We start from the raw sequence: 25,758 nt of genomic DNA, 5'->3' as shown, positions 1-25,758 counted from the left end.
GAAAATATCATGACGAAGTCCAAGGCATTCAAGGCCGCTGTCGCCAAGATCGAAGAAGGTAAGTTCTACACGCCCACCGAGGCTGTAGCACTCGCCAAGGAGACTGGCTCGGCAAAGTTCGACTCAACGGTTGAGGTTGCACTCAAGCTCGCCGTTGACCCCCGTAAGGCAGACCAGATGGTCCGCGGCACGGTTATGCTTCCGCACGGCACTGGTAAGACGTCGCGCGTGATCGTTTTCGCAACGGGCCCGGCAGCAGAAGCAGCAATCGCTGCTGGCGCTGACGAGGTCGGTGGCGCAGAGCTCATCGAGAAGGTTGCTGGCGGCTGGACCGCATTCGACGCAGCTGTCTCGACCCCTGAGCTCATGGGCCAGGTTGGTCGTCTCGGTAAGGTTCTTGGTCCCCGTGGCCTCATGCCGAACCCGAAGACCGGCACCGTTACGCCGAACCCGGCAAAGGCTGTTGAAGAGATCAAGGGCGGAAAGATCGAGTTCCGCGTTGACAAGCACGCAAACGTGCACTTCATCGTTGGCAAGGCATCGTTCTCGGCAGAGCAGCTTGACGACAACGTCAAGGCAGCTCTCGACGAGATCGTTCGCCTGAAGCCGGCAAGCTCGAAGGGCCGCTACATCCAGAAGGGTGCTGTGTCGACCACGTTCGGCCCGGGCATCCCGCTCGATGTAAACGCGATCTAATTCGCTTCACACAAACGGCTCTCACCTTCGGGTGGGAGCCGTTTGTCGTTGCCGCCGACGACGTGCTTGGCGCCAGCTTCGGTTCCGGAACCGGTTGTGCGGTTGCGCGGGGCACCGCAAGATGGGGGTATGGGCACCGTTGACGATTACCTCGCGCGCAGGGACGAGCCGCGTCGCGCACAGTTGGAGCGCCTGTATGCGATCGCCGAGGAGGTGGTCGCCGAGCATGGCGGAACAGTCGAGCAGGGCGAAAGCTACGGTATGGCCGCGTTGCTGTACCGCGGCAAGGGGCTCTTCAGCGCGCAGGACACCGCCAAGCACATTGGCGTGTACCCCTTCTCAGCCACCGCGGTGGAGCACATCATTGAGGAGTTCGGCCCCGGACACCACGCGAAGGGCGCGCTTCGCTACCCGTTCGAATCATCGACAGCGGAACCACAGATCCGGTCGGTTGTGGCGTTCCGGGTCGGCGAGATTGACGGACGGCTTGACAAAAAGTGAGCCTGGCCGATCGCGGTTAGCCGCCGAACGCGAGCACACCCGCGATGATCAGCATGAAGATCGCGATCACGATGTCTAAGACCTGCCAGGAGCGGGCGCTGTTCAAGAACCGGCCGAGGTAGCGCGCCCCATAGGCGAGCGCGAAGAACCAGACAAAGCTACCGGTGAAAGCACCAAACGCGAACAGCCAACGACCGTCGTCCTGCGTCTGGGCAACCGATCCCAGAAACACGATCGTGTCGAGGTAGACGTGCGGGTTGAGCCAGGTAATCGCAAGCGTTGCGACAACCGTGCTCATCAGCGTCTTTTGGGCGGTGCGGGGGCCGGAACCATGCGGCGGCGCACCCTGGTTTGCCGCCGAGTCCGGTGCGGCGACGAGCCCGGTATCGCCGGGTTTGAGTGCCCGACGCAGCGCCAGGGTCGCGTATGTCACAAGAAAAGCGACACCTGCCCAGCGGGCAATCACGATGAGCCAGGGGGCAGCCTGCAGAGCAACACCGACGCCTGCAACACCCAACAGAATCAGGATGGCGTCTGACGTGGCGCACACGAGGGCTACCGCGAAGACATGCTCGCGACGCACGCCCTGGCGTAGGACGAACGCGTTTTGTGCACCGATCGCGATGATGAGGGAAAGCCCGATGCCCAGGCCAACGAGGAACGACATGGGTTCAGTCTGGGAGAGCCTGAGAAGAACGTCCAATAGTGAAACCTTCGTGAGCATTAGTATTTCTTATAGTTGGCTTGGAGAGGACCGCACATGCGCATCGCACCGGATCATGCCCTCACGTTGGCCGCCGTCGTTGATGAGGGCACGATGGAGGGCGCGGCGGTCGTGCTCGGCATCAGCCAGCCCGCTGTCAGCCAACGCATTCGCGCCCTCGAATCCCTCACCGGTCAGGTGCTTCTGGTGCGATCACGACCGGTGCGTGCCACCGAGGCAGGCGAAGCGGTTATTCGTTTCGCGCGACAGCTCGCCCACCTCGAACGTGATGCCGTTGCCGCGCTCGGCATGGGTAATGCCACCACGCCGACGAGCCTGCCGATCGCCGTCAACTCCGATTCGCTCAGCACATGGATGCTTCCACCCCTGATCGAGCTGGCCGAGCGACTGCCCGTGACGTTTGACCTGCACCGCGACGATCAAGACTTCACCGAACGACTCCTCGAACAGGGGATTGTCGTCGCAGCCGTCACGAGCCGCAGCGACCCGATCGCCGGCTGCCGCGTGGTTCCGCTCGGTTCTATGCGATACACCCCCATCGCTGCCACCCGATTTCGCGACCGCTGGTTCGCCGACGGTGTCTCCAACGAGGCGCTTGAACGTGCGCCGCTCGTCGACTTCGATCGCCGCGACGACCTACAAACACGCTGGCTCGTGGCCAGGGGGATTGACCCGACGAAGCCGCCGCGACACCGCGTTCCTGCGTCAAGTGACTTCGCCGACGCCATTCGTATGGGGCTCGGCTGGGGGCAGCTCCTCCCGTTTCAAATGGATGAGGGGATCGCCGCTGGGCGCCTGCACCCCCTCGATGACTCGCACGTTGAGGTTCCGCTCTACTGGCAACAGTGGAACATGCGATCGGCGCTTCTTGATGAGGTTGCGCAGGCGGTGCTTGAGCACGCCCGCGCCGTCTTGGACTAGCGCGGGCCCGCCGACGACGCATATGCACACTGAGTCATGTCAACGGGCATAGTCTGGGAGGCACCCCGTGCGTCATCCGAGGCGCCGGAGGCGGAGGAACCATGACGGACGCGATCACCTCGTACCGCGAAGCCCGCGATCAACTGTTGGCTTTACGCGGTGAGCATGAACGAGCGAACGCGGAGTTTGTGTTTCCGGATGTCGGGAGCCGTTTCAACTGGGGCATCGATTGGTTCGACGCCATGGCCCGCGGCAATGACAGAACCGCACTGATCATTGCAGCCGAGGGCGTGCCAGACGAGCGCTACACGTTCGACGAGCTGGCGAAGCGCTCCGATGAGATGGTGGCGTACCTCACGAGCATCGGCATCGGTAAGGGTGATTCGGTCATCCTCATGCTGAACAACCAGATCGAGCTGTGGACGACAATGCTCGGCGTCATCAAACTCGGTGGCGTGCTCATGCCGACGGCCACAGCCGCTGGCCCCACCGACCTTGCCGACCGTGTCGAGCGTGGCCGTGCCCGCGCCGTGATTTGCAACGCCGAAGACGCGCCCAAATTTGACGAGGTTCCGGGCGACTACCTGCGCATCTGCACGACGCCGCGCGACGGATGGCACGCACTGGGCGATGCACACGCCGCGCCGGCTCCGGCAGCGACGCACCCCGAAACCGCGCCGAATGACCGCCTGCTGTTGTACTTCACCTCCGGAACCACGCAGCGGCCGAAGCTGGTGGAACACACGCAGGTGTCGTATCCGGTTGGGCATCTGTCGACGATGTACTGGCTCGGACTGCAACCGGGTGACGTGCACTTGAACGTCTCATCGCCGGGGTGGGGGAAGCATGCCTGGTCGTCATTCTTTACGCCGTGGATCGCCGAGGCGACCATCCTCGCGTACAACTATCACCGCTTCGAAGCAGGCGAATTCTTGCAGCAGCTGCGCGAGCAGCGCGTGACGTCGCTGTGTGCGCCGCCGACGGTGTGGCGACTGCTCATTAAGGCAGACCTCGGAACCAAGCCGCAAGACTTGCGCGAGGCGATCGGTGCGGGGGAGCCGCTTAACCCCGAGGTCATCGCACAGGTGCAGCGTGCGTGGGGCCTGCCGATTCGCGATGGCTACGGCATGACCGAGACAACCGCACAGGTTGGTAACACTCCTGGGCGTCCGGTGAAACCCGGGTCGATGGGCATGGCGCTGCCCGGTGTGCCTTCGGTACTTGTTGACCCGGAGACTAACCAAATTGTCGACGGCATCGGCGAGGGCGAACTGTGCCTCGATCTGTCGAAGAAGCCGCTCGCCCTCATGACCGAATACGTGGGAGACCCAGAGAAGACGGCCGAAGCGTGCCGCGGCGGGTTCTTCCACACCGGTGACATTGCATCGCGCGATGCTGACGGCGTCGTGAGCTACGTCGGTCGCACCGACGACGTCTTCAAAGCATCTGACTACAAGATCAGCCCGTTTGAAGTCGAATCCGTCCTGCTTGAGCACCCGGCTGTCGCAGAATCTGCCGTGGTTCCGGCACCCGACCCCGACCGCCACGCGGTGCCGAAGGCATTCGTCGCGCTCGCGGCAGGGTGGGAGGCCAGCGAAGAAACCGCGATGGCAATCTTGCGGTATGCACGAGAAAACCTGCAGCCGTGGCAACGCGTGCGCCGCGTGGAGTTTGCCGAGTTGCCGAAGACAATTTCAGGCAAGATTCGTCGCGCCGAGCTGCGCGCCCGCGAGCGTGAGCGATACGCCGACGGCCGGACGGGCGACGAATACCGCGACGACGCACTGCGCGGCTGACCGGTTGCGTAAGGCATTAGTGTGCGGTTTCGCTGATGCCGAACACTGCCCATACTCAGCAGAACGCCGGTACCGTTGAAATATGGCTACTCGCGACTTGACCATGGCCGACTTCGAGTCGACCATTACCGACAACGACATTGTGCTCGTCGACTTCTGGGCATCATGGTGCGGTCCGTGCCGCATGTTTGCGCCGATCTACGATCAGGCTTCGACGACGCACACCGACGTGGTGTTTGGCAAGGTTGACACCGAGGCTGAGCAGCAGCTCGCCGGTGCCTTCCAGATCACCTCGATTCCGACGCTGATGGCGTTCCGCGACAACATTCTGGTGTTCTCGCAGCCAGGCGCACTTCCCGCTGAGGGCCTCGAGCAGGTCATCACCGCGGTCAAGGGTCTCGACATGGACGACGTTCGTCGTCAGATCGCCGAGCAGCAGGCCGCGCAGGAGAACGCTCAAGCGTAATCACTCGCTGAACCCGAAGGGGCTCGCCAGGCACTAATGCCAGGCGAGCCCCTTCGACGTTTGCCCTATTCGGCTGTTGACGGCTGTCCGGCCGCGGTCGTGGCTTGGCCCTCTGCGGTCGGCCACTGGTGCTGGTGCAGCGCGCGCAAGACGTTGGAGGCCGTGTCAATGTCGGCTGGATCAAAGCCGCCGAGAGCCGCAGTCAAGCCCTCGCGGGTGGAGCGGCGTGCGGCGCTAAACCGCTCGCGACCAGCCTCACTGACGGACAGCAGGGTCGCCCGTTTATCGGTGGGGTCTGCCTCCCGATGCACAAAGCCACGCTCGTCGAGGTCTTTGATCATGCGGCTGAGATGCCCCTTGTCGAGCATCAGCCTTTCCGCAATGTCGGATGCCGTTAATGGACCATCCGATGCCAGAAACGTCAGCACCTTGTAGGTGCCCACCAGCATCCCGGGGGAGACACGGTTCGCATTGTCGCGGAACGAGCGGCGAATGTGCCCCATCAGGTGGGTGAACTCACTTTCGAGCTGCCGAATGGCGGCTTCGAACGGATCCGGAGTGTCGTTTGTCATCATGAGCTGCTCCGCGCGGAGCGGCCCGCGGCGTGCGCGTCCGTCGCCGGGTGAACCTGCGGTTCCGTCGGTTCCGTTGTCGTTGCCGCCGCGGTGTCCGCGACGTCGGGGAGGTAGATGGAACCGGTCGCGGTTGACACATTGCCGCTGACGGCGGCGAGTGAGGCTTCGTCTTCTGCCAAGCGCTCGGACGTCGTCAAGTGTCCGAGCGGCACATTGGGGAGCACGATGATGGCAATGAGTGCGATGAGAGCGAGCGGAACCGCGATCCAGAACGAGAACGCAATGGCCTGCGCATACGAGTCTTCAACGATTTCACGAATGCCGGCAGGCAGCAGTCGTACCTCGGGTATCGTGCCCGTGCTCAAGCCTTCCAGCGCTTCGCGGCCCTTGGTGCCAGCCGCAGCTGCAGCCTTCTTCAAAGCGGCAGCATTGGTTCCAAACAACTCCAGCAACTTCGACGCGAGCATGGCGCCCATGACCGAGACGCCCACGGTGCCACCGACCGAGCGGAAGAAAGCGACACCAGAAGATGCGACTCCCATCTCCGACGGTTTCGCGGTGTTTTGCACGACGAGCACCAGGTTCTGCATCGTCATGCCGACGCCTGCACCTGCCAAGAACATGTAGAGGGATAGCAGCCCGAAGTTGGTGTCGTAGTGGATTGTGGTGAGCAGGAAAGAGCCCGCCAGCAGCATGATTGAGCCGACCACCATGTAGATCTTGAACTTGCCAAAGCGGCTAATCAGCTGGCCGACCACGATACTGGAGATGAGCAGTCCGCCGATCATCGGCAACGTCATCAGACCCGCCTCGGTGGGCGATGCGCCGCGCGACATCTGCATGTACTGGCTGAGGTAAACCGACATACCGAACATCGCCAGACCGGTGGCGATCGAGGCGATGACGGAGAGCGTGAACGTGCGGTTGCGGAACAGCGACATCGGAACCAGGGGCTCCTTGACGAAGATTTCGACGATAACGAAGGCGATGATACCGACGCCTGCGCCACCGCCCATCAGGATCGACGTGAGGCTGTCCCATTCGAACTGCGAGCCGCCCATTGTGACCCAAATAAGCAGCAGCGATACCGACACGGACAACAACACGATGCCGAAGTAATCGATACGCACACGCCGCTGCGGCAATCGAGGCAAGTGCAGTGTGAGCTGCAACATGATGAGGGCGGCAATGGCGAATGGAACGGCGACGAAGAAATTCCAGCGCCAGCCGAGAGTGTCGGTAATCAGGCCGCCGAGGAGCGGGCCGCCGACCGTGGCCAGGGCCATGACAGCACCGAAGAGGCCGGCATATCTGCCGCGCTCACGCGGGCTGATGATGTCGGCCATGATGATCTGGCTGAGCGCAGCCAGGCCACCGGCACCGATGCCCTGCACGGCTCGCGCAGCAATCAACGCCGATGCCGACTCGGAGAAACCGGCAACCGCGCTGGCGACAACGAACAGGACGAGGGCAATCTGAATCAGCAGCTTGCGGTTGAAAAGATCGGCAAGCTTTCCCCAGATCGGGGTTGAGATGGCCGTCGTCAAGAGGGTTGCGGTGATAACCCAGGTGAAGGCGGTTTGGTCACCGCCAAGATCGTGCACAATGACGGGCAGCGACGTGGAGACCACGGTGCCAGCAATCATCGAAACGAACATGCCAAGAAGGAGGCCCGAAAGTGCTTCGAGCACCTGCCTCCGGCTCATCTGCGGAGGAGTTGCAATTGACGTCATTAGTGGGTGTCTTCGCCATTCATTAGTTGAGTAAAGTCAACAATACCTCAGGAATGTTGACAAAGATCAACTAATTTCTCATCCATAGGAAACGCCCAGCGAGCCTCGTTGCCTGGGGAAGCGCTCAAAGGCTCTCAGGAATCCGCCGGGGACAGGAGTAGGCTGAATCCTTGTTGTTGGCGTTTCTTGGGCGCCTCAAAAGGGCGATAGATGGGACGAAGTTGGCGCTCGTTGAAGAACCGCGTGATGCTTTCGCGACGGCAGTCGATCGAGAGCGGCACTTTCGACCTCAGCACGTGGTTCCGATTTCGCTCAAAGACATCGCGAGCCAACTTCCTGGCGTGCGATTGAGCGGTGATGACGCCGTTCAGGTGACGGGCGTATCGCTCGATTCACGATCGGTTTTGCCTGGCGACCTCTACGCTGCTCTTCCTGGTGCACACGTGCACGGAGCACAGTTCATCCGCGCGGCGCTGGAACGTGGTGCGCGCGCGGTGTACACGGATTCTGCCGGTTATGCGCTGGCGCATGATGCCGGCATTGCGGCGATCATTGCCGACGACGCTCGTGGCCAGCTGGGCGTTGTCAGCGCCGCGGTCTACGACACTGCAGCGCATCAGCCCCAGCTTTTCGGTGTCACCGGAACGAACGGCAAAACCACCACGACATTCATGGTTTCATCGCTGCTGCGGGCGCTGGGCGTCGGTATGGGGACGATTGGAACCATTGGCATCACGATCGGTGACGATTACGTGCCGTCGACGATGACCACTCCGGAAGCGCCGCAACTGCACGGCCTGATGGCTCGCATGGCCGAGAGTAATGTTGGCGCCGCCGTGATGGAGGTCTCGTCACACTCGATGGTCTTCCAACGCACGGCCGGTCTTCAGTTTGCCGTCGCTGGGTTTACGAACCTGTCGCCTGACCACCTCGACCTGCACGGCACGATGGACGCGTACTTCGAAGCGAAGCTCGCGCTTTTTCAGCCTGAACTTGTCAGCCGTGCGGTTGTCGTCATTGACGACGAGTGGGGTGAGCGTATGGCGCAGGAAGCGGGCGTCGACGTTGTCACTCTCAGCACCGATGGCGCCCACCGCGGTCACTGGAGCGTCACGGACGTGCGTCCAGAAGGCTTCGGGCACGTCTTTACGCTGACGCACCGTGATGGGCGTTCGTTGTCTGCCGTCGTTGGGCTTCCCGGCCGATTCAACGTTTCAAACGCGGCACTCGCCCTCACCATGGTGCTGGAAGCAGGATATGACGTTGCTGCTGTTTCGGCGGCGGTGTCATCGAACGATCGACCGCTGTCGCAGGGCGTTCCCGGCCGCATGGAAGTCGTAAACACGTCGCCCACCGTATACGTCGATTTCGCGCACAACCCCGGTGGTCTGATGCGCATGCTCGAAACCGTGCAGACCTCGACAGGGCGCGTCATTTTGGTGTTCGGTGCGGCGGGGGAGCGCGACGCCATCAAACGCGCATCGATGGGTGAGATTGCTGCCAGATACGCAGACATCGCAATCGTCACCGACGACGACCCGCACACCGAAGACGCGGCCTCCATTCGGGCGCAGGTGCTTGAGGGTGCCGTCGCGGAACGCCGTGAAGGGCGCGAGGTGCTGGAGATTTTCCCCCGGGCTGACGCGATTGCTGCGGCGATTGACCTGGCCGCCCCCGAAGACATTGTCGTGATCGCTGGTCGCGGCCACGAGACGGTGCAAGACATCGCTGGCGCTCTGATTGACATCGACGATCGAGAAGAAGTGCGCAAAGCCGTCGCGCAATCAACGCAACGCTAACCCGTTACTTCGCTCGAGGTTCCGCGGCTCAGTGCGCCGCAAATGATTCGTTGAGGTGGCGTTTAATCGGCGAGGGCGAGAGCGCGGAACTGCTCGCGCGGGGTGCGAGGCGCGACCACGTTGCCCGTCGTGCGGATGTAAAGCTCGTCGATGAGGTTCGTTGCGAGACCCACGAGCTTGGCAATCTCCGTATCGTCACGGTCGACCCACTGGCACTTTGGCTCGTCGTGCAGAGGCACAAAATTCTCGTGCTCTTCCCACACGAACAGAGTGCGCTCAGCGCCAAGGACGTGTTGCTGCCACCAGATCTGGCGCAGGTAGTTGCGTGGAATTGAGCGGAACGGCTTGTTTGTCGTCTTGATCTCGGCCAGCGTGATGCGGCCCGCAGTATCCTGCTTGATGCCATCGGGCGTCGCGAGGTGACGCTTCTCGATCTCGGCGTGGAAGAGCGCAGACGACGACATGATGCCGTGCGTCGCCGCCATCCAGCTTGCGATCTCGGGTTCGCGGCGGCGACCATGGTCGGTGTAAGCGTTGCCGCTGAACCGTGCGCCGCCACCGAGCTTCGCGGTGGCGGCCCGCTGAATCGACGCGGCTGAACTGAGCGTCGCGACATCCGTCGCGGTGATACCGCGCGAGCGGGCTCGAACCCACGCCACCCTGTCACGAGAGTCCGCAACAATTCGGGCAGCAAGTTCGGGAGTCACTCCTCGAGGCTACGCCTCTTTAATGCGGCCATGAGCCTTGCGTGCGTGGGTCGCCGTAATCGGCTGGCCGGATTTGGTGTGGCGGTTCGGGTGGGTTATTCTTAACGAAGCCAAAGACCGTCGGTCATTGTCATGTTCACATGGCAATCGAAGCACTGCTCAGCAGAGGCCCACGCAGGTGACACGAATTATCTTCTGAAGATTTTGCTCCGTGCGCTTGCGCCGGAGCTTTTTTGTTGTGGTGAGGTCAAGGCAGACACCCCGCACCCGCGCGGTGTTATGTACACATCAAGGAGTGACCATGGCGCAGAAGGATGCATCGGTCGTTGAGCTCACGAAGAACTTCGAGAACTCCAACGCCGTCCTGCTGACCGAGTACCGCGGTCTGACGGTAGCCCAGCTCAAGCAGCTGCGTACGGCTATCCGCCAGGACGCTGAGTACGCCGTGGTGAAGAACACGCTGACCAAGATTGCTGCCAACAAGGCAGGAATCACGTCGCTTGACGACGACCTCAAGGGTCCGTCGGCAATCGCATTCGTGCACGGTGACTTCGTCGCCACCGCGAAGGCTATGCGTGACTTTGCCAAGGCAAACCCGCTTCTCGTGATCAAGGGCGGCGTGTTTGAGGGTAATGCTCTCACCGCTGACGAGGTCAACAAGTACGCCTCGCTCGAGAGCCGTGAGGTTCTGCTTGCGAAGGCTGCGGGCATGATGAAGGCAACGATGGGCAAGGCAGCAGCCACCATCGACGCTCTTCGCGAAAAGCTGGAGTCGGCCGAAGCTGCGTAAGCAGCCCCCGATTCTTCGACAATCCACATTTATCTAGGAGATACCACCATGGCTAAGCTCACCACTGAGGAGCTGCTCGAGCAGTTCGCCGGCCTGACCCTCGTTGAACTGAGCGAGTTCGTCAAGGCTTTCGAAGAGAAGTTTGACGTTACCGCTGCTGCTCCCGTTGCAGTTGCAGGCGCAGCTGGCGCTGGCGCTGCAGAGGCTGAGGAAGAGAAGGACTCGTTCGACGTTATTCTCGAGGCAGCTGGCGACAAGAAGATCCAGGTCATCAAGGTCGTTCGCGAGCTCACCTCGCTCGGCCTCGGCGAGGCTAAGGCTGTCGTCGACGGTGCACCCAAGGCTGTTCTTGAGGGCGCAAACAAGGAAGCTGCTGAGAAGGCCAAGACGGCCCTCGAAGAGGCTGGCGCAACGGTTACCGTTAAGTAATCACGCTTTCGCGTTTTACACAGGGCTCCGGGTTTTCCCGGGGCCCTGTGTCCTTTTCCGGCACGTCTCTGTGTGTCGTGAGAGTGGACTCCGGCACCGGAACCAGGGGAGCGGAACCAGGGGAGTAGAACCTACGCGCGTGCGTGATCCGGAGGTGCCGCAGTCGAATTGCGGATGATCATGGTGGCTGGTGCCCACACGCGCTCAGGCGAGCTCGCCGGCTCTGCGATGAGCCGATTCAGGAGCTCAACCGCCGTCTCTCCCTGTTCGCGCGGGTTCTGGCGCAGGGTCGTCAAGGAGAACATTTCGGCGTGTGCGTGGTCGTCAATACCGATGACGCTGAGGTCATTGGGCACACCGACGCCCTGGCGGCGTGCGGCAATGATGACGCCGATGGCAACCTCGTCGCATACCGCGACAATGGCCGTCGGGCGTACACGTGACGAGCTGAGAAAATCGACGGCGGTGGCATAACCGTCAGGCATATCGACGTCACAGGGGACGTGCCTCGCGTGCTCTGCGAGCCCGGACTTTGCCATGGCAGCCCGGTAACCGAGGATCCGTCGGGTATCGCCAAAGCTATGCTCATCGTTTTCCGGCGCACCGCCGACGAAAGTGATGTTCGTGTGGCCGAGCCCGATGAGGTGTTCGGTGGCACGATGCGCGGCGTCGAAGTCATCGATCGAAACAGCGCTGGCGCCTGCGTCATAGCTGCCGATCGTGACGAGCGGCTTGCCGAGCTCCGCGATGCGCTCCAGTTCGCGCGCGGATGGCTCGATGCCGACGGTAATGAGCCCATCGAATCGCCTGCGCCCGAGGTAGGTGTCGAACATGCGTTGGCGGTGCGCCGACCCCGGCTCTGCGGAGAACAGGGCGCAATCGAGATCGTGCGAAATGAGGGCACTTTGGATGCCGTCAACTACTTCGCCGAAGTACCACCGTGTCACATGTGGAACGATCACGCCGATGGTGCGTGTTTTGCCAGTCGCAAGTGAGACCGCATGCGTGGAGGGGACATACCCGAGTGCATCGGCGGCGGCACGCACCCGTTGACGCGTCTCGGCAGAAACGTAGCCGCTGCCTGTGAGGGCGCGTGAAGCTGTGGACTTCGATACCCCTGCTCGGCGTGCCACATCGGCGATTCCGCTCATTCGGCTCTCCCATCGGTGCGCAGTAGGTCTCAGCATAGGTGAAAAGCAGCCAATATGTGGAACCGGTTCCAGGTGGTACCGAGCGTGCGAGAGCGTGCGTATTCGCTACGGGAGCGCTCCCAATTACATATCAAGAGGTTATCGAGTCGTGATCACTTGAACCCTTGCGCTCCGGGGCAACAATCAATAGATTCTGCTGGAAGCGGTTCCTTACAGGAGCCGGGAGCGCAAGGAAGAGCTCCTCGCGCTGGAAAGGAATCGACATGGCTGTCCGTACCCGACGTCGTTTGCTGGTTGGCCTTGCCGTCGCCAGCATCGCTGCCCTTACACTTGCTGGTTGCGCCGAGTCAGAAGATGGCGGCGCAGCACCCGGCGAGGGTGGTTCGCTTGAAGGCGAAACGGTCAAGATTTCCGGTGGCATCACCGGTACCGAGGCCGATGCGCTGAACGAAGCCTTCGCGCAGTTTGAGAAAGACACGGGCATCCAGGTCGACTACACCGGTGACAAGGGCTTTGAAGGCAACATTGTCACTAAGGTTGACGGCGGATCCGCCCCTGACATTGCGATTGTTCCGCAGCCCGGTCTGTTGAACACGCTGATCGGAACCGGCGAAGCAAAGCCGGCACCCGAAGCCGTTGAGAAGCTCGTCGATGAAAACTGGTCGGCGGACTGGAAGGGCTACGGAACCGTAGACGGCACATTCTACGCGGCCCCGATGCTCGCGAACGTCAAGGGCTACATCTTCTACTCGCCTGCGCAGTTCGAGGAATGGGGCGTGGAGGTTCCCAAGACATGGGATGAAATGCTCAACCTGACGAAAACGATTCAGGAGAAGACGAACGCCGCGCCGTGGTGTGTTGGGTTCGCTTCAGGTGAGGCCTCCGGCTGGCCCGGAACCGACTGGATTGAAGACCTTGTGCTTCGCCAGTCTGGTGCTGAGGTGTACGACAAGTGGATCTCGGGTGACGTGAAATTCACCGACCCTGAGATTAAGAGCGCTTTCGACGCCGTCGGCGAGATCATTCTTAATCCGGATTACGTCAACGCTGGCTTCGGTGACGTCAAGAGCATTAACACCACCGCTTTCGGCGACGTGGCAGCGAAGCTTGCTGAGGGCACGTGCGCGCTGACGCACCAGGGCTCGTTCCTGACGGCCAACCTCCTGGAGACCAAGACCGAGTCTGGCGAGACCCCGGTCATTGCGCCCGACGGTGACCTTTACGCGTTCATCATGCCTGGCATGACGGAAGGCGAGCTGCAGGTTGAGGTCGGTGGCGAGTTCGTTGTCGCCTTCAGCGACGATGCGGCAACGCAGGCCGTTGTGGAGTTCATGGCTACTAAGGAGTTTGCTGACGCTCGCGTCGCACTCGGCGGTGCGATCTCGGCTAACAAGAACGCTGACCCGTCGAAGGCATCGAGCGAGTTCCTGACGGAAGCTATGAAGGTTCTGCAGGACGACACGACGGTCGTGCGTTTCGACGCTTCCGACCTGATGCCCGCAACCGTTGGTTCCGGATCCTTCTGGAAGGGAATGGTCAGCTGGGTCGACGGAAAGAGCACTGATCAGGTTCTGAGCGACATCCAAGCTGGTTTTAAGAACTAGTCTGGTCGTCACGCCAGAGATTCAGGAGGGGTCGAGGCATTTTTGCCCCGGCCCCTCACCCGTCTCCGGCTGGCTTCGAGTTCAATGATGCGCTCAGAAGGGGTAATGATGTCTCATAGTCTCGCTACCGAACCACTCGCGAAATCAGGCGAGTACAACACGAAGATGACCGCCGTCGGTGTGATCGGCGGATTCCTGCTGATTATCGGGTTGATCGTCGCTCTTCTGATGAGCACGCCCAACCCCGACGCGAATCCACGAACGCTCGGCTTCTCACTCAACGCCTTCTTCCAGTGGCTCGGCGATATGCAGCCGCTCGTGCAGATCCCGATCGTGTTGCTCGCATTCGGGGTCGTTATCGGGTTAATTCTGCTGCTCGTGGAGTATGCGCCTCGACGAGGCAAGGTCTACTTCTGGATTCGTCTGGTTGCAACCTTCGCGATCCCCTTTATCGCCTTCATGCTGCTACGGCCGTATGCGAACGCGTTGCTCTATGTCGTGGCGATTGCACTGGCAACCGGTGGTCTGCTGTTCTTCGCAGATCTCCGCGCCCGCCAGGGGTCCGGCTACCTGTTCCAGCTCATGCTGTTCATGGCGCCTGCGGCAATTCTGCTCGGCATCGGCCTGATCTACCCGGCCATCTCCACCGTCGTGCAGTCCTTCTTCGACAAGAGCGGTGCGAACTTCGTCGGTCTCGAGAACTACGAGTGGGTGCTGACCAACCCCGAGGGCACCTGGTCGATCATTAACACCTTGATCTGGGCGCTGCTCGCGCCCACGATCTCCACGGCGATCGGTCTCGCTTATGCGGTGTTCATTGACCGCGCTCGTGGCGAAAAGGTGTTGAAGGTCTTGGTCTTCATGCCCGTCGCCATTTCGTTCGTCGGTGCAGGCATCATCTGGAAGTTCATGTACGACGTACGCCAGGGGGAGCAGATTGGTCTCCTGAACGCCATCGTGACGGCCTTCGGTGGTGATCCGGTGAGCTGGCTTGATGCCCGACCAATCTGGAACACCCTGTTCTTGCTGATCGTATTCATCTGGACCCAGACGGGCTTCGCTATGGTGATCCTCTCCGCGGCCATTAAGGCGGTGCCGACGGAACAGACCGAGGCGGCGGCCCTCGATGGCGCCAACTCGTGGGAACGCTTTACGAACGTCACGGTGCCAGGCATTCGAGGCTCGCTCATCGTGGTCTTGACGACCATCACGATCATGTCCCTCAAGGTCTACGACATCGTCGCCGTGATGACCGGTGGTCGAGCGGACACCACAGTGCTTGGTTTTGAGATGGTCAACCAGCAACAGCGCTTCCAGAGCTACGGGCACTCGTCGGCTCTCGCCGTTGTGCTGTTCTTGTTCGTGCTGCCGTTGATCATCTTCAACGCGAGACAGCTCACGAAGCAAAGGGAGATCCGCTGATGAGTGCGACAACGACGATCGTCATGGACAATCGCTCCGCTCGTGACATCGAGCGCGAAACGCGACGCAACGAAAAGTCCGCACAGAAGCGGCTCACCTCCAAGGGCGCGACGATTGCCGCGGTCATCATCGCGATCTTCTGGAGCATCCCGACTTTCGGGTTGTTGGTGACGTCGTTCCGTCCTGGTTCCGAGTCCTCGACCACCGGCTGGTGGACGGCCTTCACCAACCCCAACTTCACGCTCGATAACTACTTCTCGGCGCTGACAGCGGGCGGAACCTCGCTGACGCTGGGGGAGAGTTTCATCAACTCCCTCGCTATTTCGATTCCGGCGACGATCATCCCGATTGCCATCGCGTCGCTTGCGGCATACGGTTTTGCGTGGATTCCGTTCAAGGGGCGCAACGGGCTGTTCGTCTTTGTCTTCGCCCTACAGATCGTGCCGATTCAGATGGCACTGGTTCCGCTGCTGTCGCTGTTCTCGCGCGGGCTCACGATTAACGATGTGACGATCTTCCCCGGGCTTGCCCTGCGCGACGCTGATCACAGCTTTGCGACCGTGTGGATCGCGCACGCGATCTTTGCGCTGCCGTTGGCGATCTTCATGCTGCACAACTTCATCGCGGAGATTCCGAATGAGGTCATTGAAGCGGCGCGTGTGGACGGAGCCGGTCACGGCCAGGTGTTCTTCCGGATCATCCTGCCGCTCGCAATGCCTGCCATCGCGTCGTTCGGCATCTTCCAGTTCTTGTGGGTGTGGAACGACCTGCTCGTCGCGACAATCTTCGCGCCAGACACGTCGCTGCCGCTGACGCAAACCTTGAACTCGCTCTCCGGCAGCTGGGGAGACAAGTGGTACCTGCAATCGGCCGGTGCGTTTATCGCGATCATCGTGCCGTTGATTGTGTTCTTCGCCCTGCAACGCTTCTTCGTGCGTGGCCTGCTCGCCGGAGCAACGAAGGGGTAGGGCGGAACCACGAAGGGGTGACAAAAAGGGTGAGGGACTCGTGAATTCGTCACGAGTCCCTCACCCTTGTGGTCGTGCCTATTCAGCGCACCCGAAGCGCGTCTGCAAGGTCTGCATGGCGGAGATCTCACTCGTCTGAGTCGCCGCCATCTTGCCAGCGAGATCGAGAACGTTCGCATTGGTTCCGACGTCTTCAATCGCATCAACCATGTCGATCGCGCCCTCGTGATGACGAATCATGAGCGCAAGAAACTTGCAGTCCGCTTGCGTGCCAGAGGCCGCGGCCAACTCGTCGAGCTGTGCGTCGGTGGCCATGCCCATCTGAGTATTCCGCTCTTCCGCCGTCAGCGATGGGTCGCCGTGGCCACTGTGATCGCCGCTGGACGCCATCCACTGCATCGCCGGGGCCGAGCCGTACGCCGGCAGGTTCCAGTCGATGAGCCACTGTTGCATTTGGCCGAGTTGCGCTGACTGCGCTGTCGCAATGTCGTACGCGATGGCGCGGAGGTCGGCGTCTTCTGTCTTCGGGTAGATGATCATCGCCATCTGCACCGCCTGCTGGTGATGCGTCTGCATGTCGCGAGCGAAGCCCGCCTCGGCGGAGGAGTCGAGCGGAACCTGGGCTGCAGGGGTGGAGTCGAAGGCGGAGAAGCGTCCGATCGCGAAGGCCGCCGCCGCAATCGTCACCGCGGCTACGGTGATGCCCAAGATCTTCTGCCATCGCGGAGTCGGTGGCTCCGTAGGGAGATTGAGATCGTCGATCGACGAGTCGGTCACGCCGGCCAACCGCCCTGCGGCTCGACGCACAGTGCGCCAGGCTCGGGAACCTGATTGCTGCGCCAGTAGTTCTTGAAGAACTCGGTGATGCGCTTGTCGTCGACGCTGTCGAGCGCCAGCTGTGCGTTCCACGCACTCATCGTGATCGGGGTTTCCATACCTTCGTACGGACTGAGGATCGCGTACGTGTCGGGGGTCATGCTCTTGAGTGTTTGGATATCTTCAGCGGTAACCTGTGCGGGGTCATACGTCACCCAAACCGCACCGTGTTCCATGCTGTGTACGGCGTTGACGTCGGCGACAGGTTCGTCATAGACCCCACAGGTGAGCCAGCGGTAGGAGTGCGGGCCACCGGCAGGCGGTGTCTGTTCGTACTCCACCGGATCTTCGGTGTGAAGCGTCTCATGATCGAATGTTTCAACGCCTTCGATCGTCAACGAGCCGTTCGCAATCTCATACGTGACCGGTTTCGGCGTCATGAGGTAGGAGCCGACGACGAGTCCGGCGACGGCAATTACGGCCACGCCACTGATGACCCAAGTTAGGGCCTTGTTGCGCTTGCGCCGGGCAATGTTGCGCTGGTACTCAGCGAGTTTGGCCTGACGTTCGTCCTGACGTTGCTGCTTCTGAGATTGAGCATTCATTGCGCCGTTATTCTTAGCGGGGTTTCCGCTCGCACGGTGGGGAGTCTTGGCCATGGCGTCATCGTATGCGAATGGATAGAACTCTCGCTGGGAAAAGACAGAAATCCGGCTCCTGCCGAGCCTAGGGTTCTCGGTCATGGTAATGCGAGACCCACGCGCCTCCCGTATGAACAGGAGTAACATTAAGCAGCACGCCGCACGTCGAATCGTTTCGAAACTGATCAGCTGAAAGCCATCGTGAGCACATCAACTTCTGCCCCGCAAGACCCCCACGACCCTGCTGACCAATCTGCTGGTTCCGTCGTTCCTCCTGACACTGGCACTGATGTGACGGAACGCGCGGAGGTTCCGCTTGACGCTACGACGCGGGCGGGCGCCGCAACGCACACCGGTGCGATTGTGGTTCCCACCTCCACCGGTGCGATCAGGGCGATGGGCTCAAACCCGCAGACGGCGCCGATCATGCTGCACCCGGGTGACGCGCTTTCGGCCCGTCGCCGCCTGCTTTATGTGCTTCTGCTTGGCGCGCTGACGGCACTCGGTCCGTTCACCGTGGACCTCTATTTGCCTGCCTTTCCGGTGCTTGAGGGCTATTTCTCGACATCCGCTTCGGCAATTCAGCTGACGCTGACCGGAACCATGCTGGGTTTTGGACTCGGGCAGATTATCGTCGGCCCCCTCACCGACAAGGTCGGGCGACGCACGCCACTGCTCGTCGCGACATCCCTGCACATTGTCGCGAGCCTTGTCGCTGCGATTGCGCCGACCCTCGAGATTCTTGGTGCCGCACGTGTCATTCAGGGCATGGGTGCTGCGGCAGGCAGCGTCGTGGCGATGGCCATTGTGCGCGACCTCTTTGGCGGCAAGCGCCTGGTCATCATGTTGTCGCGCCTCGCCCTCGTCATGGGTGTGGCTCCCGTCATTGCGCCGCTCATCGGCTCGTGGCTTCTGGAGCACATGGACTGGCGCGGCATCTTCTGGGTGCTCCTTGGGTACGGCCTCTTCATGGTGATCTGCTCGATCTTTTTCCTGCCAGAAACACTCCCCAAGGAGCGTCGCCAGGGTAAAGGCAGCGAGACAGTTCTCCGCCGCTACAAGAGCGTGCTCAGCGACCGCGTGTACGTAGGTGTGCTGATTATCGGTGGCATGACGTTCTCTGGCCTGTTCAGCTACCTGAGCGCGTCCAGCTTCCTCTTCCAAGTCACCTATGACTTCACTGCGTTGCAGTACGGCCTGCTGTTCGCGATCAACTCCGTCGGTCTCATCATCGGAAACCAAACCTCGGCGCGATTGGCTGCACGTTTCGGTCCGCAATGGGTACTGGCATGGTCAACGGTGATGCTGCTCGTCTCGGGCATCGCTATTCTCATCACGGATGCCCTCGATCTCGGCCTCTGGGGCACCGTGGTTCCACTGTTCTTCTTCATGATGGCGTGTGGTTTCACCTTCCCCTGCGTGCAGGTGCTCGCGCTCGATCGCCACGGCAGCGCCGCAGGTACCGCGGCCTCCCTGCTGGGCGCGAGCAACAACGCGGTCGCTGCCCTCATTTCGCCGCTGGTTGGTTTGCTTTCCGCAGGCTCGGCGATCACCGCGACGACGATGGCGGTCGTGATGGTGGGCTGCGCGGTCATCGGCATCATTGCGCTGTGGACTCTGGTGCGTCCGCGCACCGTGGGTCTGCTTAACCCGTAGACGCTGCCTGAGCGGAACTACGGGTTCCGGTGCGGGTCGGCTCGCGAAAACGGCGGCTGATCGACACAATGGTCGAATGAGCCTTACCCGCGCCATGAAAACCTCGCTCTGGGGTGTCGCGCTTGTGTGTGTCGGCATTGCGATCGGATTGATCGTGACCGCCATCGGCACCGTGAACGTCGTCGACCGCGGGTGGATGGCGCTCATGGCCGCCGCGCGCATTGAGCCGCTCACCGCAGCCGCCGAATTCCTCGACTGGCTGGGCGGCGGATGGCGCGCGGTGGTGGCGGTGCCGATGACGGTGATCGTGCTGCTGGCGCTGCTTCAGCGCTGGTGGGCGATCGCGTACTTCGTCGCAGCCTCGTTGTTTTCCGTGGCCCTTGTGCAGACCATGAAAACGCTTTTTGCGCGCGCCCGGCCCGAGGAGATTTTGGTGACGAGTGACTTTGGGTCTTTCCCTTCTGGGCACGTCACGAACGCCACCACTCTGATGGTGGTGCTGATCATCCTGATTCGGAAGACGTGGATGATCATTGTTGGCGTCATGTGGATCGTCGCGATGGCGCTGTCCCGTACCTATCTGGGGGCGCATTGGCTCACCGATACGATGGCGGGGGTGGTGATCGGAACCGGTGCCGCCCTGATCATGCTTGGTGCGTTTTCCGCACGGCTGGAGAGAGAAGATCATGAGCGCCACACTGCGGCGGTACGAACCCCGAGACGCTGACGCCCTCACCCAAATCTGCCTATTGACTGGCGCATCCGGGCACGACGCAACCGGCCGGTTCAGTGACGACCGGATCCTCGGCGACATCTACGCGGTTCCGTATGCGGTGCGGGATCCGCACTGGGCATGGGTCGTCGATGACGGTGACGGGGCAAAAGGCTACCTCGTTGCAACCCCGGACACGACGGCGTTCGAAGAGTGGTTCATCGACTCGTGGTGGCCTGAGCGCGACGCCGCTTACCGCGGCGGGGCCGACGAAGGCACGTTGAACCTCATCAACGGTCTCACGCGCCGCCGTGATGATGCGGCTCGATTCGCGTCGCAGTATCCCGCGCATCTGCACATCAACCTGCTTGATGATCTGCGCGGCGGGGGATGGGGACGCACGCTGATCGAGGCACTCCTCGCGCAACTTCGTGAGGAGCGCGTGCGCGGATTGCATCTTGTCGCGTCACTCGACAACGAGAACGCTCAGCGCTTCTACGAGAAGCTGGGCTTCGAGCAACTTGAGTCTGAGGGTGGCGCCGCCTACGGCATGCTCCTCTGACCGTATCTATTTGCCATCGTCGAGCGCGTCGACGATGGCGGCTTCAAGATCATCAAAATCGCGCAGCACAAGTTGCTTGTCATCGACGAAGAACGTTGGCGCCCCGGTCACACCGAGCGCTGTGGCCTCATCGAAGTCAGCCTTGACCCGCTCGAGGCTTGCGGTGCTGGTGACACTGGCATCGTACGCGTCCATGTCGAGGCCGAGCTCCTCAGCGTACCCACGGAAGATGGGGCTCTGCGACTGGGTGACTTCGCCCCACTCGGCCTGCCTGCTCAGCAGCAGGTGATACATGTCTTCGAATCGTCCCTGCTCGGCCGCCGCCTGCGCTGCGAGCGCTGACGTTGCGGAGTTCTCGTGCCCCGGTAGGGGCAGGTAGCGCACGACGTATGTGATGCGGCCAGCGTACTCGTCACGCAGGTCTTCAACGATCGGGTAGAACGCGGCGCATACTTCACATTCGAAGTCCAAGAACTCGACGATGCGGACGGAACCAGCGCCGCCGGCATCGAGAACGTGAGAGTCTTCCCGCATCACCTGGGCAGTGCTCTGCGCGTCATCCGGCTGCACATCGTCGGTGCGCTGGGTCAGCACATAGCCCAGGGCAGCGGCCAACGCCAGGAGAATAACAACACCGGTAGCAAGCGCGACTTTCACGGGAGTCTTCACGCCCTCATCGTAGGAACCTCGGGTGGAAGAACTCCGGGAGCCCTATGCAAGTGCTGTGCTACGTGCTGCCTAGGCGACGAGCTTGCCATCCCGCAGGCGAAGCGTGCGATTGATGAGCCCAGCGGGCGGCGCGACGTGGGAGATCAACACCACCGTGCGATTGTCATCACCGGCAGCGGTCAAGAGGTCGGTGAGCAACGCATCGGAGGTATCGCCGTCTACTCCTGCCGTTGGCTCATCCAGAATCAGCACATCAAAACCGCGTAGCAGGGCGCGGGCGAGCGCAATACGCTGGGCCTGACCGCCTGACACAAGTGCCCCACGCTCACCAACGCGTGCATCCAGGCCGCCACGAGCGCGCGCCCAATCGGCAAGACCCACCCGCTCGAGCACGGTGAAGAGCTCGTCGTCGGTCGCGGTATCGCGGGCGAACAGCAGGTTCTGCCGAATGTCTTCATCAAACAGGTAGGGATTCTGTTCGCACAGGCCAACGCGCGTGCGTACGCCTGCGGGGGAGAGGCCGGAGGCGTCGGTGCCGCCGATCGTGAACGCGCCGCGTACCTCCAAGAAGCGGGCCAACGCGTACGCCAGAGTCGACTTACCGGTTCCGCTTGACCCGGTAATCAGCACCCGCTCGCCTGGCGCGATGTCGAGGTCAGCTCCGCGCAAGATGTCGGGCCCTCCAGGCCATGACACCGATGCGCCTCGGAGCTGAATTGCCGTGCCTGACGGCTGCGCACCGGAACCCTCGTCCACAACAAGCTCAGCGGGAATCTCATCGGGGACCACCGCGGCGATACGCTCGGCGCTGGTGTGCACGAGGCGCCAGGCGCTCGCGGCGGCCGGAACCGTGGCGAAGACATCGAAGACGGCCATCGGAACAAGCACGGTGACGGCGAACCACGCCGGGTCAAGCGTGCCAGCCAGGACGGCGGGGGTGCCGACGGCGAGTGCCATGATCGACGCGAGCCCAGCCATCAACGAGACCACGGCGGAGGAAATACCCTGTGCGCTTGTGGCTCGCGTGAGCGCCGTGCGCAGCTCGGTATCCGCAGCGAACACGTGCTCGCGTGCGTCGGGCTCTGTGCCGTAAGCGCTCAGCACATCGAAGCCCTGAATGTACGCGGTGACGGCGTGCGAGAGCCGCGCGCGGGCGGCCGCGATCGAACGCTCGGCGCGCGCACCTGCCGCCCACCCCAGCGTGATTGCGACGGCGGTTGCAGCGGCCAGACAGATGAACAGGGTGAGACCGGCCAGAGGCCAGATGATCGTCACAACAGCGATGGCGCCGAGGGAGACAGCGGCTCCCACGACGAGCGGTTGTACTACACGTAGCGACAGGTTCTGCAGTTCGTCAACATCGTCAACGAGCGTTGCGAGCACACCCGACTGTTCGGTGCGCCCCATACCCGCAGGGGAGAGGGGAGTGAGGCGACGAACGATATCCGAACGGCTCTTCGCGAGGTGTCCGAAGGCGGCCTCGTGGCTCGACAGACGCTCAAGGTAGCGAAAAACGGCGCGTGACGTGGCGAAGAATCGCACACCCACGATCGCGACATTCAGGTAGATGAGCGAGTTGACGATGGCTGCCGACACGATAAGCCAGCCGCTCACGGTCAGGAGGGCGACGGCAGCCGATGCCGATAGAAAGCCCCAGAACAGGGCGAGCGCGAACTTCTTACGGCTCGGCATTGCAGCCCGAAGCACGTCACGCGTGGTGGTCATGCGTGCACCTCCGTCATCGTGACAATCGCGTCCGCCATGGCAAACGCGGAAGGCCGGTGTGAGATGAGCAGCACCGTGGCACCCTCATCGGCGACCTGGCGCAGGCCGTCCCACAGCACGGCCTCCGCGTCAGCGTCGAGCGCGCTTGAGGGTTCATCGAGGGCGATCACATCGGCGGCACCGACCCGCCAGCGGTACAGCGCTCGTGCGACGGCGACGCGTTGTGCTTGGCCTCCTGATAGACCGGAACCATCGGCTGCGATCCGAGTATCGGCGGTAATTTCTGCGGCGCCCGCCGTGCGTAGCGCCCACGTGATGACCGCGTCATCGGTCACCGAGCCGAGGGTGACGTTCGTCGCGACAGTGCCAGCGAAAAGCATGGGCGATTGTCCAGCCCACGCGAGCCATGTGGACGGATCCATTTCAGCGGTCGAGACGCCTCCGAATGTGCACGATCCGCTGAACGGGGCCGCGCCGCGGAGTGCGGCAAAAACACTCGACTTGCCGGAGCCACTTGCCCCACCGAGGGCAGTAATGGTTCCGCGATCCGCGACAAACGAAACGGGAGCCAGCTCGTGCGTGCCGCGCATCACCCGCACATTGCTGAGGACGAGCTCGCCGCCGCGTTTCGCCGCGACACGAGGGGTGGCCACCGTTGCCTCATCAAGCAAATCGAGCACGTCGCGTGTTGCCTGCACACCCTCGGTGGCGGCGTGGAACTGCGCGCCGACCTGGCGCAATGGCAAGAACGCGTCGGGTGCAAGCAACAGGACGAACAATCCGACGCTGAGTTCGAGATCGCCGCTGAGCAGGCGCAGGCCCACCGACACGGCGATCAGCGCGACGGCCAGCGAGGAGAGTAGCTCGAGCGCGAAGCCGGAGAGGAACGTGACGCGCAGCACCTTCATCGTGGCGACGCGGTACTCGTTGCTGGAACGTTCGACGGAGGCAGCGGCGCGTTCAGCACGGCCGAAGATTCGCAGTGTGGCGAGGCCCTGCACGGTGTCAGCGAAGCGCACTGCGAGCTTCTGTAGCGTGTTCCACTGCTTTTCCTGCACGGTGCGAGTCGCAAGGCCGATTAGGATCATGAACAGCGGAATGAGTGGCAGCGTGATCAGCAGCGTGATGCCGGTCGGGAAATCTTGCAGCCACATCACCGCCACCAGAATCGGCGTCGTGACCATGGTCGCGACGAGCTGAGGCAGAAAGCGCCCGAAGTACGCATCGAGAGCACCCAGCCCGCGCGTCGCGGTCAGCGTCAGCTGGGCGGAGTTTTGCGATGCAAGCCACGCGGAACCACGGGCTGAGATCGCCGTGATGAGCGCGGTGCGCAGTTGCGAACCGACCCGGGCCGCGGCGCGAGCGCTGACGCGTTCGGTCGCCCACACCATCGCAGCCCGCACCACGACCACCAGCGTGAGTACCGCGAGCACGGCACCGATGGTTCCGGTGCCTTCCACAGCACCCACGATGGCATGTGTGATCAGCCAGGCGAAGGCGATGATCGCGGCGGTGGATAGGAGCGAAATAACAGCCTGAGCGCCGAAGAACCCGCGGGCACTGCGCGCATGGCGCAGCAACCGCGGGTCAACGGGCCCGGAACGGGCTTTCTTGCTGATGATCTAACCTCAGTGCGTTTGAACGCACTCCGCTTATGCGGTGACCTTCTCGTCTGTCGTGTCGTCGACCTGGTGTGGGGCTGCCTCGATGTCAGCGCGGGTGATGCGCTTGCGGAAGACCCAGTACGTCCAGCCCTGGTACAAGAGTACGAGCGGCAGGGAGATCAGAGCCAGCCAGCTCATGATGGTGAGGGTGTAATCGGTGCTGGAGGCGTTCCAGATGTCGAGGCTGAAAGCCGGGTCGGTCGTGGAAGGCATGACGTTCGGGAAGAGCGATGCGAACAGTGCGAACACGGCGAACGCAATCGTTGCTGCTCCCGCGGTGAATGCCCATCCTTCGCGTCCACGCCAGTTGGCGAACACCGAGGCGATCAGCGAAACGGCGGCGAGTGCTGCCAGGATCAGACCCCAGATCGAGAAGTGTGCGACAACGGTCCAAACCAGGAAGGTTGCAGCGACGACGATCGTGATCAGACCCGACTTCAGGGCCAGCTTCTGTGCGTTCTGTCGCAGTTCGCCGTCGGTCTTCAGCGCGATGAACGTCGCGCCGTGCGTGAAGAACAGCATGAGCGTCGTGACACCACCGAGCAGGCCGTACGGGTTCAGCAGCGTGAACAGGTTGCCGGTGAAGTGGTGGTCAGCATTCATCGGAACGCCCTGCACGATGTTGGCGAAAGCCACACCCCACAGCAACGCCGGCACGGCGGAGCCGATGATGATCATCCAGTCGAAGCGGTTACGCCACGCTGCATCAGGGCGCTGATGGCGGTACTCAAACGAGACACCGCGCAGGATAAGCGCGAGCAGAATCAGCAGGAGCGGGAGATAGAAGCCGCTGAACAGCGTCGCGTACCACTCAGGGAACGACGCGAACAGGCAGGCGCCAGCAACGATGACCCAGGTCTCGTTGAGGTCCCACACCGGGCCGATGGTGTTGATGATCTGGCGGCGCGAGACGTCGTCTTTGCCGAGGAACGGCAGCGACATACCGACACCGAAGTCGAAGCCGTCTAGAACGAAGTAGCCAACGAAGAGGAAGGCGACAATCCAGAACCAGAGAGTATTGAGATCCATGA

The 25,758-nt window shown here is 62.0% G+C and carries 25 protein-coding genes; 14 read left to right on the top strand and 11 right to left on the bottom strand.

What is annotated here, in order from left to right; genetic code table 11:
* Nucleotides 1-6: 6 nt before the first annotated feature.
* Both rplA and KTJ77_RS09895 read left to right on the top strand, forming a co-directional pair.
* Entirely contained in the window at nucleotides 7-696 is a 690-nt protein-coding gene (gene rplA, locus KTJ77_RS09900; RefSeq protein ID WP_217338441.1) for a 50S ribosomal protein L1, read from the top strand.
* 129 nt (nucleotides 697-825) lie between these two features.
* A complete protein-coding gene (locus tag KTJ77_RS09895; RefSeq protein WP_217338213.1) occupies nucleotides 826-1,197 on the top strand; it encodes an iron chaperone in 372 nt (123 codons plus the stop codon).
* 16 nt (nucleotides 1,198-1,213) lie between these two features.
* Here the strand turns inward: KTJ77_RS09895 and KTJ77_RS09890 are convergent, their stop codons facing one another.
* Nucleotides 1,214-1,864, bottom strand: a complete 651-nt coding sequence (locus KTJ77_RS09890; RefSeq protein ID WP_254367416.1) for a LysE/ArgO family amino acid transporter — start codon at nucleotides 1,862-1,864, stop codon at nucleotides 1,214-1,216.
* Nucleotides 1,865-1,957: 93 nt separating this feature from the next.
* Between KTJ77_RS09890 and KTJ77_RS09885 the strand changes: the two genes are divergently transcribed.
* The 3 genes from KTJ77_RS09885 to trxA all read left to right on the top strand — a co-directional run bounded on the left by KTJ77_RS09885 (nucleotide 1,958) and on the right by trxA (nucleotide 5,104).
* Nucleotides 1,958-2,842 (top strand): LysR family transcriptional regulator ArgP, encoded by an 885-nt coding sequence (locus tag KTJ77_RS09885; RefSeq protein ID WP_217338211.1) that lies wholly within the window; start codon nucleotides 1,958-1,960, stop codon nucleotides 2,840-2,842.
* 101 nt (nucleotides 2,843-2,943) lie between these two features.
* The gene (locus tag KTJ77_RS09880; RefSeq protein ID WP_217338210.1) at nucleotides 2,944-4,638 is read left to right on the top strand and encodes an AMP-binding protein; all 1,695 of its coding nucleotides are present in this window, start codon (nucleotides 2,944-2,946) and stop codon (nucleotides 4,636-4,638) included.
* An 82-nt stretch (nucleotides 4,639-4,720) separates the two neighbouring features.
* The gene (trxA, locus tag KTJ77_RS09875; RefSeq protein ID WP_217338209.1) at nucleotides 4,721-5,104 is read left to right on the top strand and encodes a thioredoxin; all 384 of its coding nucleotides are present in this window, start codon (nucleotides 4,721-4,723) and stop codon (nucleotides 5,102-5,104) included.
* 65 nt (nucleotides 5,105-5,169) lie between these two features.
* On the opposite strand, the gene KTJ77_RS09870 is transcribed toward trxA, so the two are convergent.
* Nucleotides 5,170-5,679: a MarR family winged helix-turn-helix transcriptional regulator gene (locus KTJ77_RS09870; RefSeq protein ID WP_217338208.1), complete on the bottom strand. Its 510-nt coding sequence runs from the start codon at nucleotides 5,677-5,679 to the stop codon at nucleotides 5,170-5,172.
* On the bottom strand, nucleotides 5,676-7,412 hold the full coding sequence (locus KTJ77_RS09865; protein WP_254367415.1) for an MDR family MFS transporter: 1,737 nt from the start codon (nucleotides 7,410-7,412) through the stop codon (nucleotides 5,676-5,678). Before KTJ77_RS09865 ends, KTJ77_RS09870 begins: the two co-directional genes overlap by 4 nt.
* A gap of 221 nt (nucleotides 7,413-7,633) precedes the next feature.
* Here KTJ77_RS09865 and KTJ77_RS09860 point away from each other — a divergent pair, with 221 nt between their 5' ends.
* Nucleotides 7,634-9,211 carry a UDP-N-acetylmuramoyl-L-alanyl-D-glutamate--2,6-diaminopimelate ligase gene (locus KTJ77_RS09860; RefSeq protein WP_217338207.1) on the top strand — a complete coding sequence of 526 codons (1,578 nt, stop codon included), beginning with the start codon at nucleotides 7,634-7,636 and terminating at the stop codon, nucleotides 9,209-9,211.
* Between the two features lie 62 nt (nucleotides 9,212-9,273).
* Here the strand turns inward: KTJ77_RS09860 and KTJ77_RS09855 are convergent, their stop codons facing one another.
* Nucleotides 9,274-9,918, bottom strand: a complete 645-nt coding sequence (locus KTJ77_RS09855) for a YqaJ viral recombinase family protein (RefSeq protein WP_217338206.1) — start codon at nucleotides 9,916-9,918, stop codon at nucleotides 9,274-9,276.
* Nucleotides 9,919-10,219: 301 nt separating this feature from the next.
* On the opposite strand from KTJ77_RS09855, the gene rplJ reads away from it, so the two are divergent.
* Together rplJ and rplL are read left to right on the top strand one after the other, a co-directional pair.
* A complete protein-coding gene (gene rplJ / locus KTJ77_RS09850) occupies nucleotides 10,220-10,708 on the top strand; it encodes a 50S ribosomal protein L10 (RefSeq protein ID WP_217338205.1) in 489 nt (162 codons plus the stop codon).
* Between the two features lie 48 nt (nucleotides 10,709-10,756).
* Nucleotides 10,757-11,137, top strand: coding sequence for a 50S ribosomal protein L7/L12 (gene rplL, locus KTJ77_RS09845; protein ID WP_217338204.1), 381 nt, complete (start codon nucleotides 10,757-10,759; stop codon nucleotides 11,135-11,137).
* A 131-nt stretch (nucleotides 11,138-11,268) separates the two neighbouring features.
* Here rplL and KTJ77_RS09840 read toward each other — a convergent pair whose 3' ends face one another.
* On the bottom strand, nucleotides 11,269-12,288 hold the full coding sequence (locus KTJ77_RS09840) for a LacI family DNA-binding transcriptional regulator (RefSeq protein ID WP_217338203.1): 1,020 nt from the start codon (nucleotides 12,286-12,288) through the stop codon (nucleotides 11,269-11,271).
* Between the two features lie 263 nt (nucleotides 12,289-12,551).
* Here KTJ77_RS09840 and KTJ77_RS09835 point away from each other — a divergent pair, with 263 nt between their 5' ends.
* The 3 genes from KTJ77_RS09835 (at nucleotide 12,552) to KTJ77_RS09825 (ending at nucleotide 16,282) form a co-directional block, all read left to right on the top strand.
* A complete protein-coding gene (locus KTJ77_RS09835; protein WP_217338202.1) occupies nucleotides 12,552-13,892 on the top strand; it encodes an ABC transporter substrate-binding protein in 1,341 nt (446 codons plus the stop codon).
* Nucleotides 13,893-13,997: 105 nt separating this feature from the next.
* Nucleotides 13,998-15,314 carry a carbohydrate ABC transporter permease gene (locus KTJ77_RS09830; RefSeq protein ID WP_254367414.1) on the top strand — a complete coding sequence of 439 codons (1,317 nt, stop codon included), beginning with the start codon at nucleotides 13,998-14,000 and terminating at the stop codon, nucleotides 15,312-15,314.
* A 23-nt stretch (nucleotides 15,315-15,337) separates the two neighbouring features.
* Nucleotides 15,338-16,282, top strand: coding sequence for a carbohydrate ABC transporter permease (locus KTJ77_RS09825; protein WP_254367749.1), 945 nt, complete (start codon nucleotides 15,338-15,340; stop codon nucleotides 16,280-16,282).
* A gap of 78 nt (nucleotides 16,283-16,360) precedes the next feature.
* Here the strand turns inward: KTJ77_RS09825 and KTJ77_RS09820 are convergent, their stop codons facing one another.
* A complete protein-coding gene (locus KTJ77_RS09820) occupies nucleotides 16,361-17,059 on the bottom strand; it encodes a DUF305 domain-containing protein (RefSeq protein ID WP_367948887.1) in 699 nt (232 codons plus the stop codon).
* Complete coding sequence (locus KTJ77_RS09815; RefSeq protein WP_217338199.1) at nucleotides 17,056-17,757, bottom strand: DUF3105 domain-containing protein; 702 nt, start codon at nucleotides 17,755-17,757, stop codon at nucleotides 17,056-17,058. Before KTJ77_RS09815 ends, KTJ77_RS09820 begins: the two co-directional genes overlap by 4 nt.
* Nucleotides 17,758-18,135: 378 nt before the next feature.
* Between KTJ77_RS09815 and KTJ77_RS09810 the strand changes: the two genes are divergently transcribed.
* The 3 genes from KTJ77_RS09810 to KTJ77_RS09800 all read left to right on the top strand — a co-directional run bounded on the left by KTJ77_RS09810 (nucleotide 18,136) and on the right by KTJ77_RS09800 (nucleotide 20,669).
* On the top strand, nucleotides 18,136-19,395 hold the full coding sequence (locus KTJ77_RS09810) for a multidrug effflux MFS transporter (RefSeq protein ID WP_217338438.1): 1,260 nt from the start codon (nucleotides 18,136-18,138) through the stop codon (nucleotides 19,393-19,395).
* A 154-nt stretch (nucleotides 19,396-19,549) separates the two neighbouring features.
* Nucleotides 19,550-20,122, top strand: a complete 573-nt coding sequence (locus KTJ77_RS09805; RefSeq protein ID WP_367948886.1) for a phosphatase PAP2 family protein — start codon at nucleotides 19,550-19,552, stop codon at nucleotides 20,120-20,122.
* Complete coding sequence (locus KTJ77_RS09800; protein WP_217338198.1) at nucleotides 20,082-20,669, top strand: N-acetyltransferase; 588 nt, start codon at nucleotides 20,082-20,084, stop codon at nucleotides 20,667-20,669. The genes KTJ77_RS09805 and KTJ77_RS09800 overlap by 41 nt, the downstream gene beginning before the upstream one ends.
* Nucleotides 20,670-20,675: 6 nt before the next feature.
* Here KTJ77_RS09800 and KTJ77_RS09795 read toward each other — a convergent pair whose 3' ends face one another.
* The 4 genes from KTJ77_RS09795 to cydB form a co-directional block, all read right to left on the bottom strand.
* A complete protein-coding gene (locus KTJ77_RS09795; protein ID WP_217338197.1) occupies nucleotides 20,676-21,338 on the bottom strand; it encodes a thioredoxin domain-containing protein in 663 nt (220 codons plus the stop codon).
* A 69-nt stretch (nucleotides 21,339-21,407) separates the two neighbouring features.
* A complete protein-coding gene (gene cydC / locus KTJ77_RS09790) occupies nucleotides 21,408-23,063 on the bottom strand; it encodes a thiol reductant ABC exporter subunit CydC (RefSeq protein ID WP_217338196.1) in 1,656 nt (551 codons plus the stop codon).
* Nucleotides 23,060-24,643, bottom strand: coding sequence for a thiol reductant ABC exporter subunit CydD (gene cydD, locus KTJ77_RS09785; RefSeq protein ID WP_254367413.1), 1,584 nt, complete (start codon nucleotides 24,641-24,643; stop codon nucleotides 23,060-23,062). Before cydD ends, cydC begins: the two co-directional genes overlap by 4 nt.
* 72 nt (nucleotides 24,644-24,715) lie before the next feature.
* A complete protein-coding gene (gene cydB / locus KTJ77_RS09780) occupies nucleotides 24,716-25,756 on the bottom strand; it encodes a cytochrome d ubiquinol oxidase subunit II (protein ID WP_217338195.1) in 1,041 nt (346 codons plus the stop codon).
* Between the last annotated feature and the right edge of the window lie 2 nt (nucleotides 25,757-25,758).

This window comes from Microbacterium sp. NC79, from assembly GCF_019061125.1.
GTDB lineage: Bacteria > Actinomycetota > Actinomycetes > Actinomycetales > Microbacteriaceae > Microbacterium.
The sequence above is the reverse complement of the archived record's forward strand: the minus strand, read 5'-3'. Positions and strand labels throughout refer to the sequence as shown.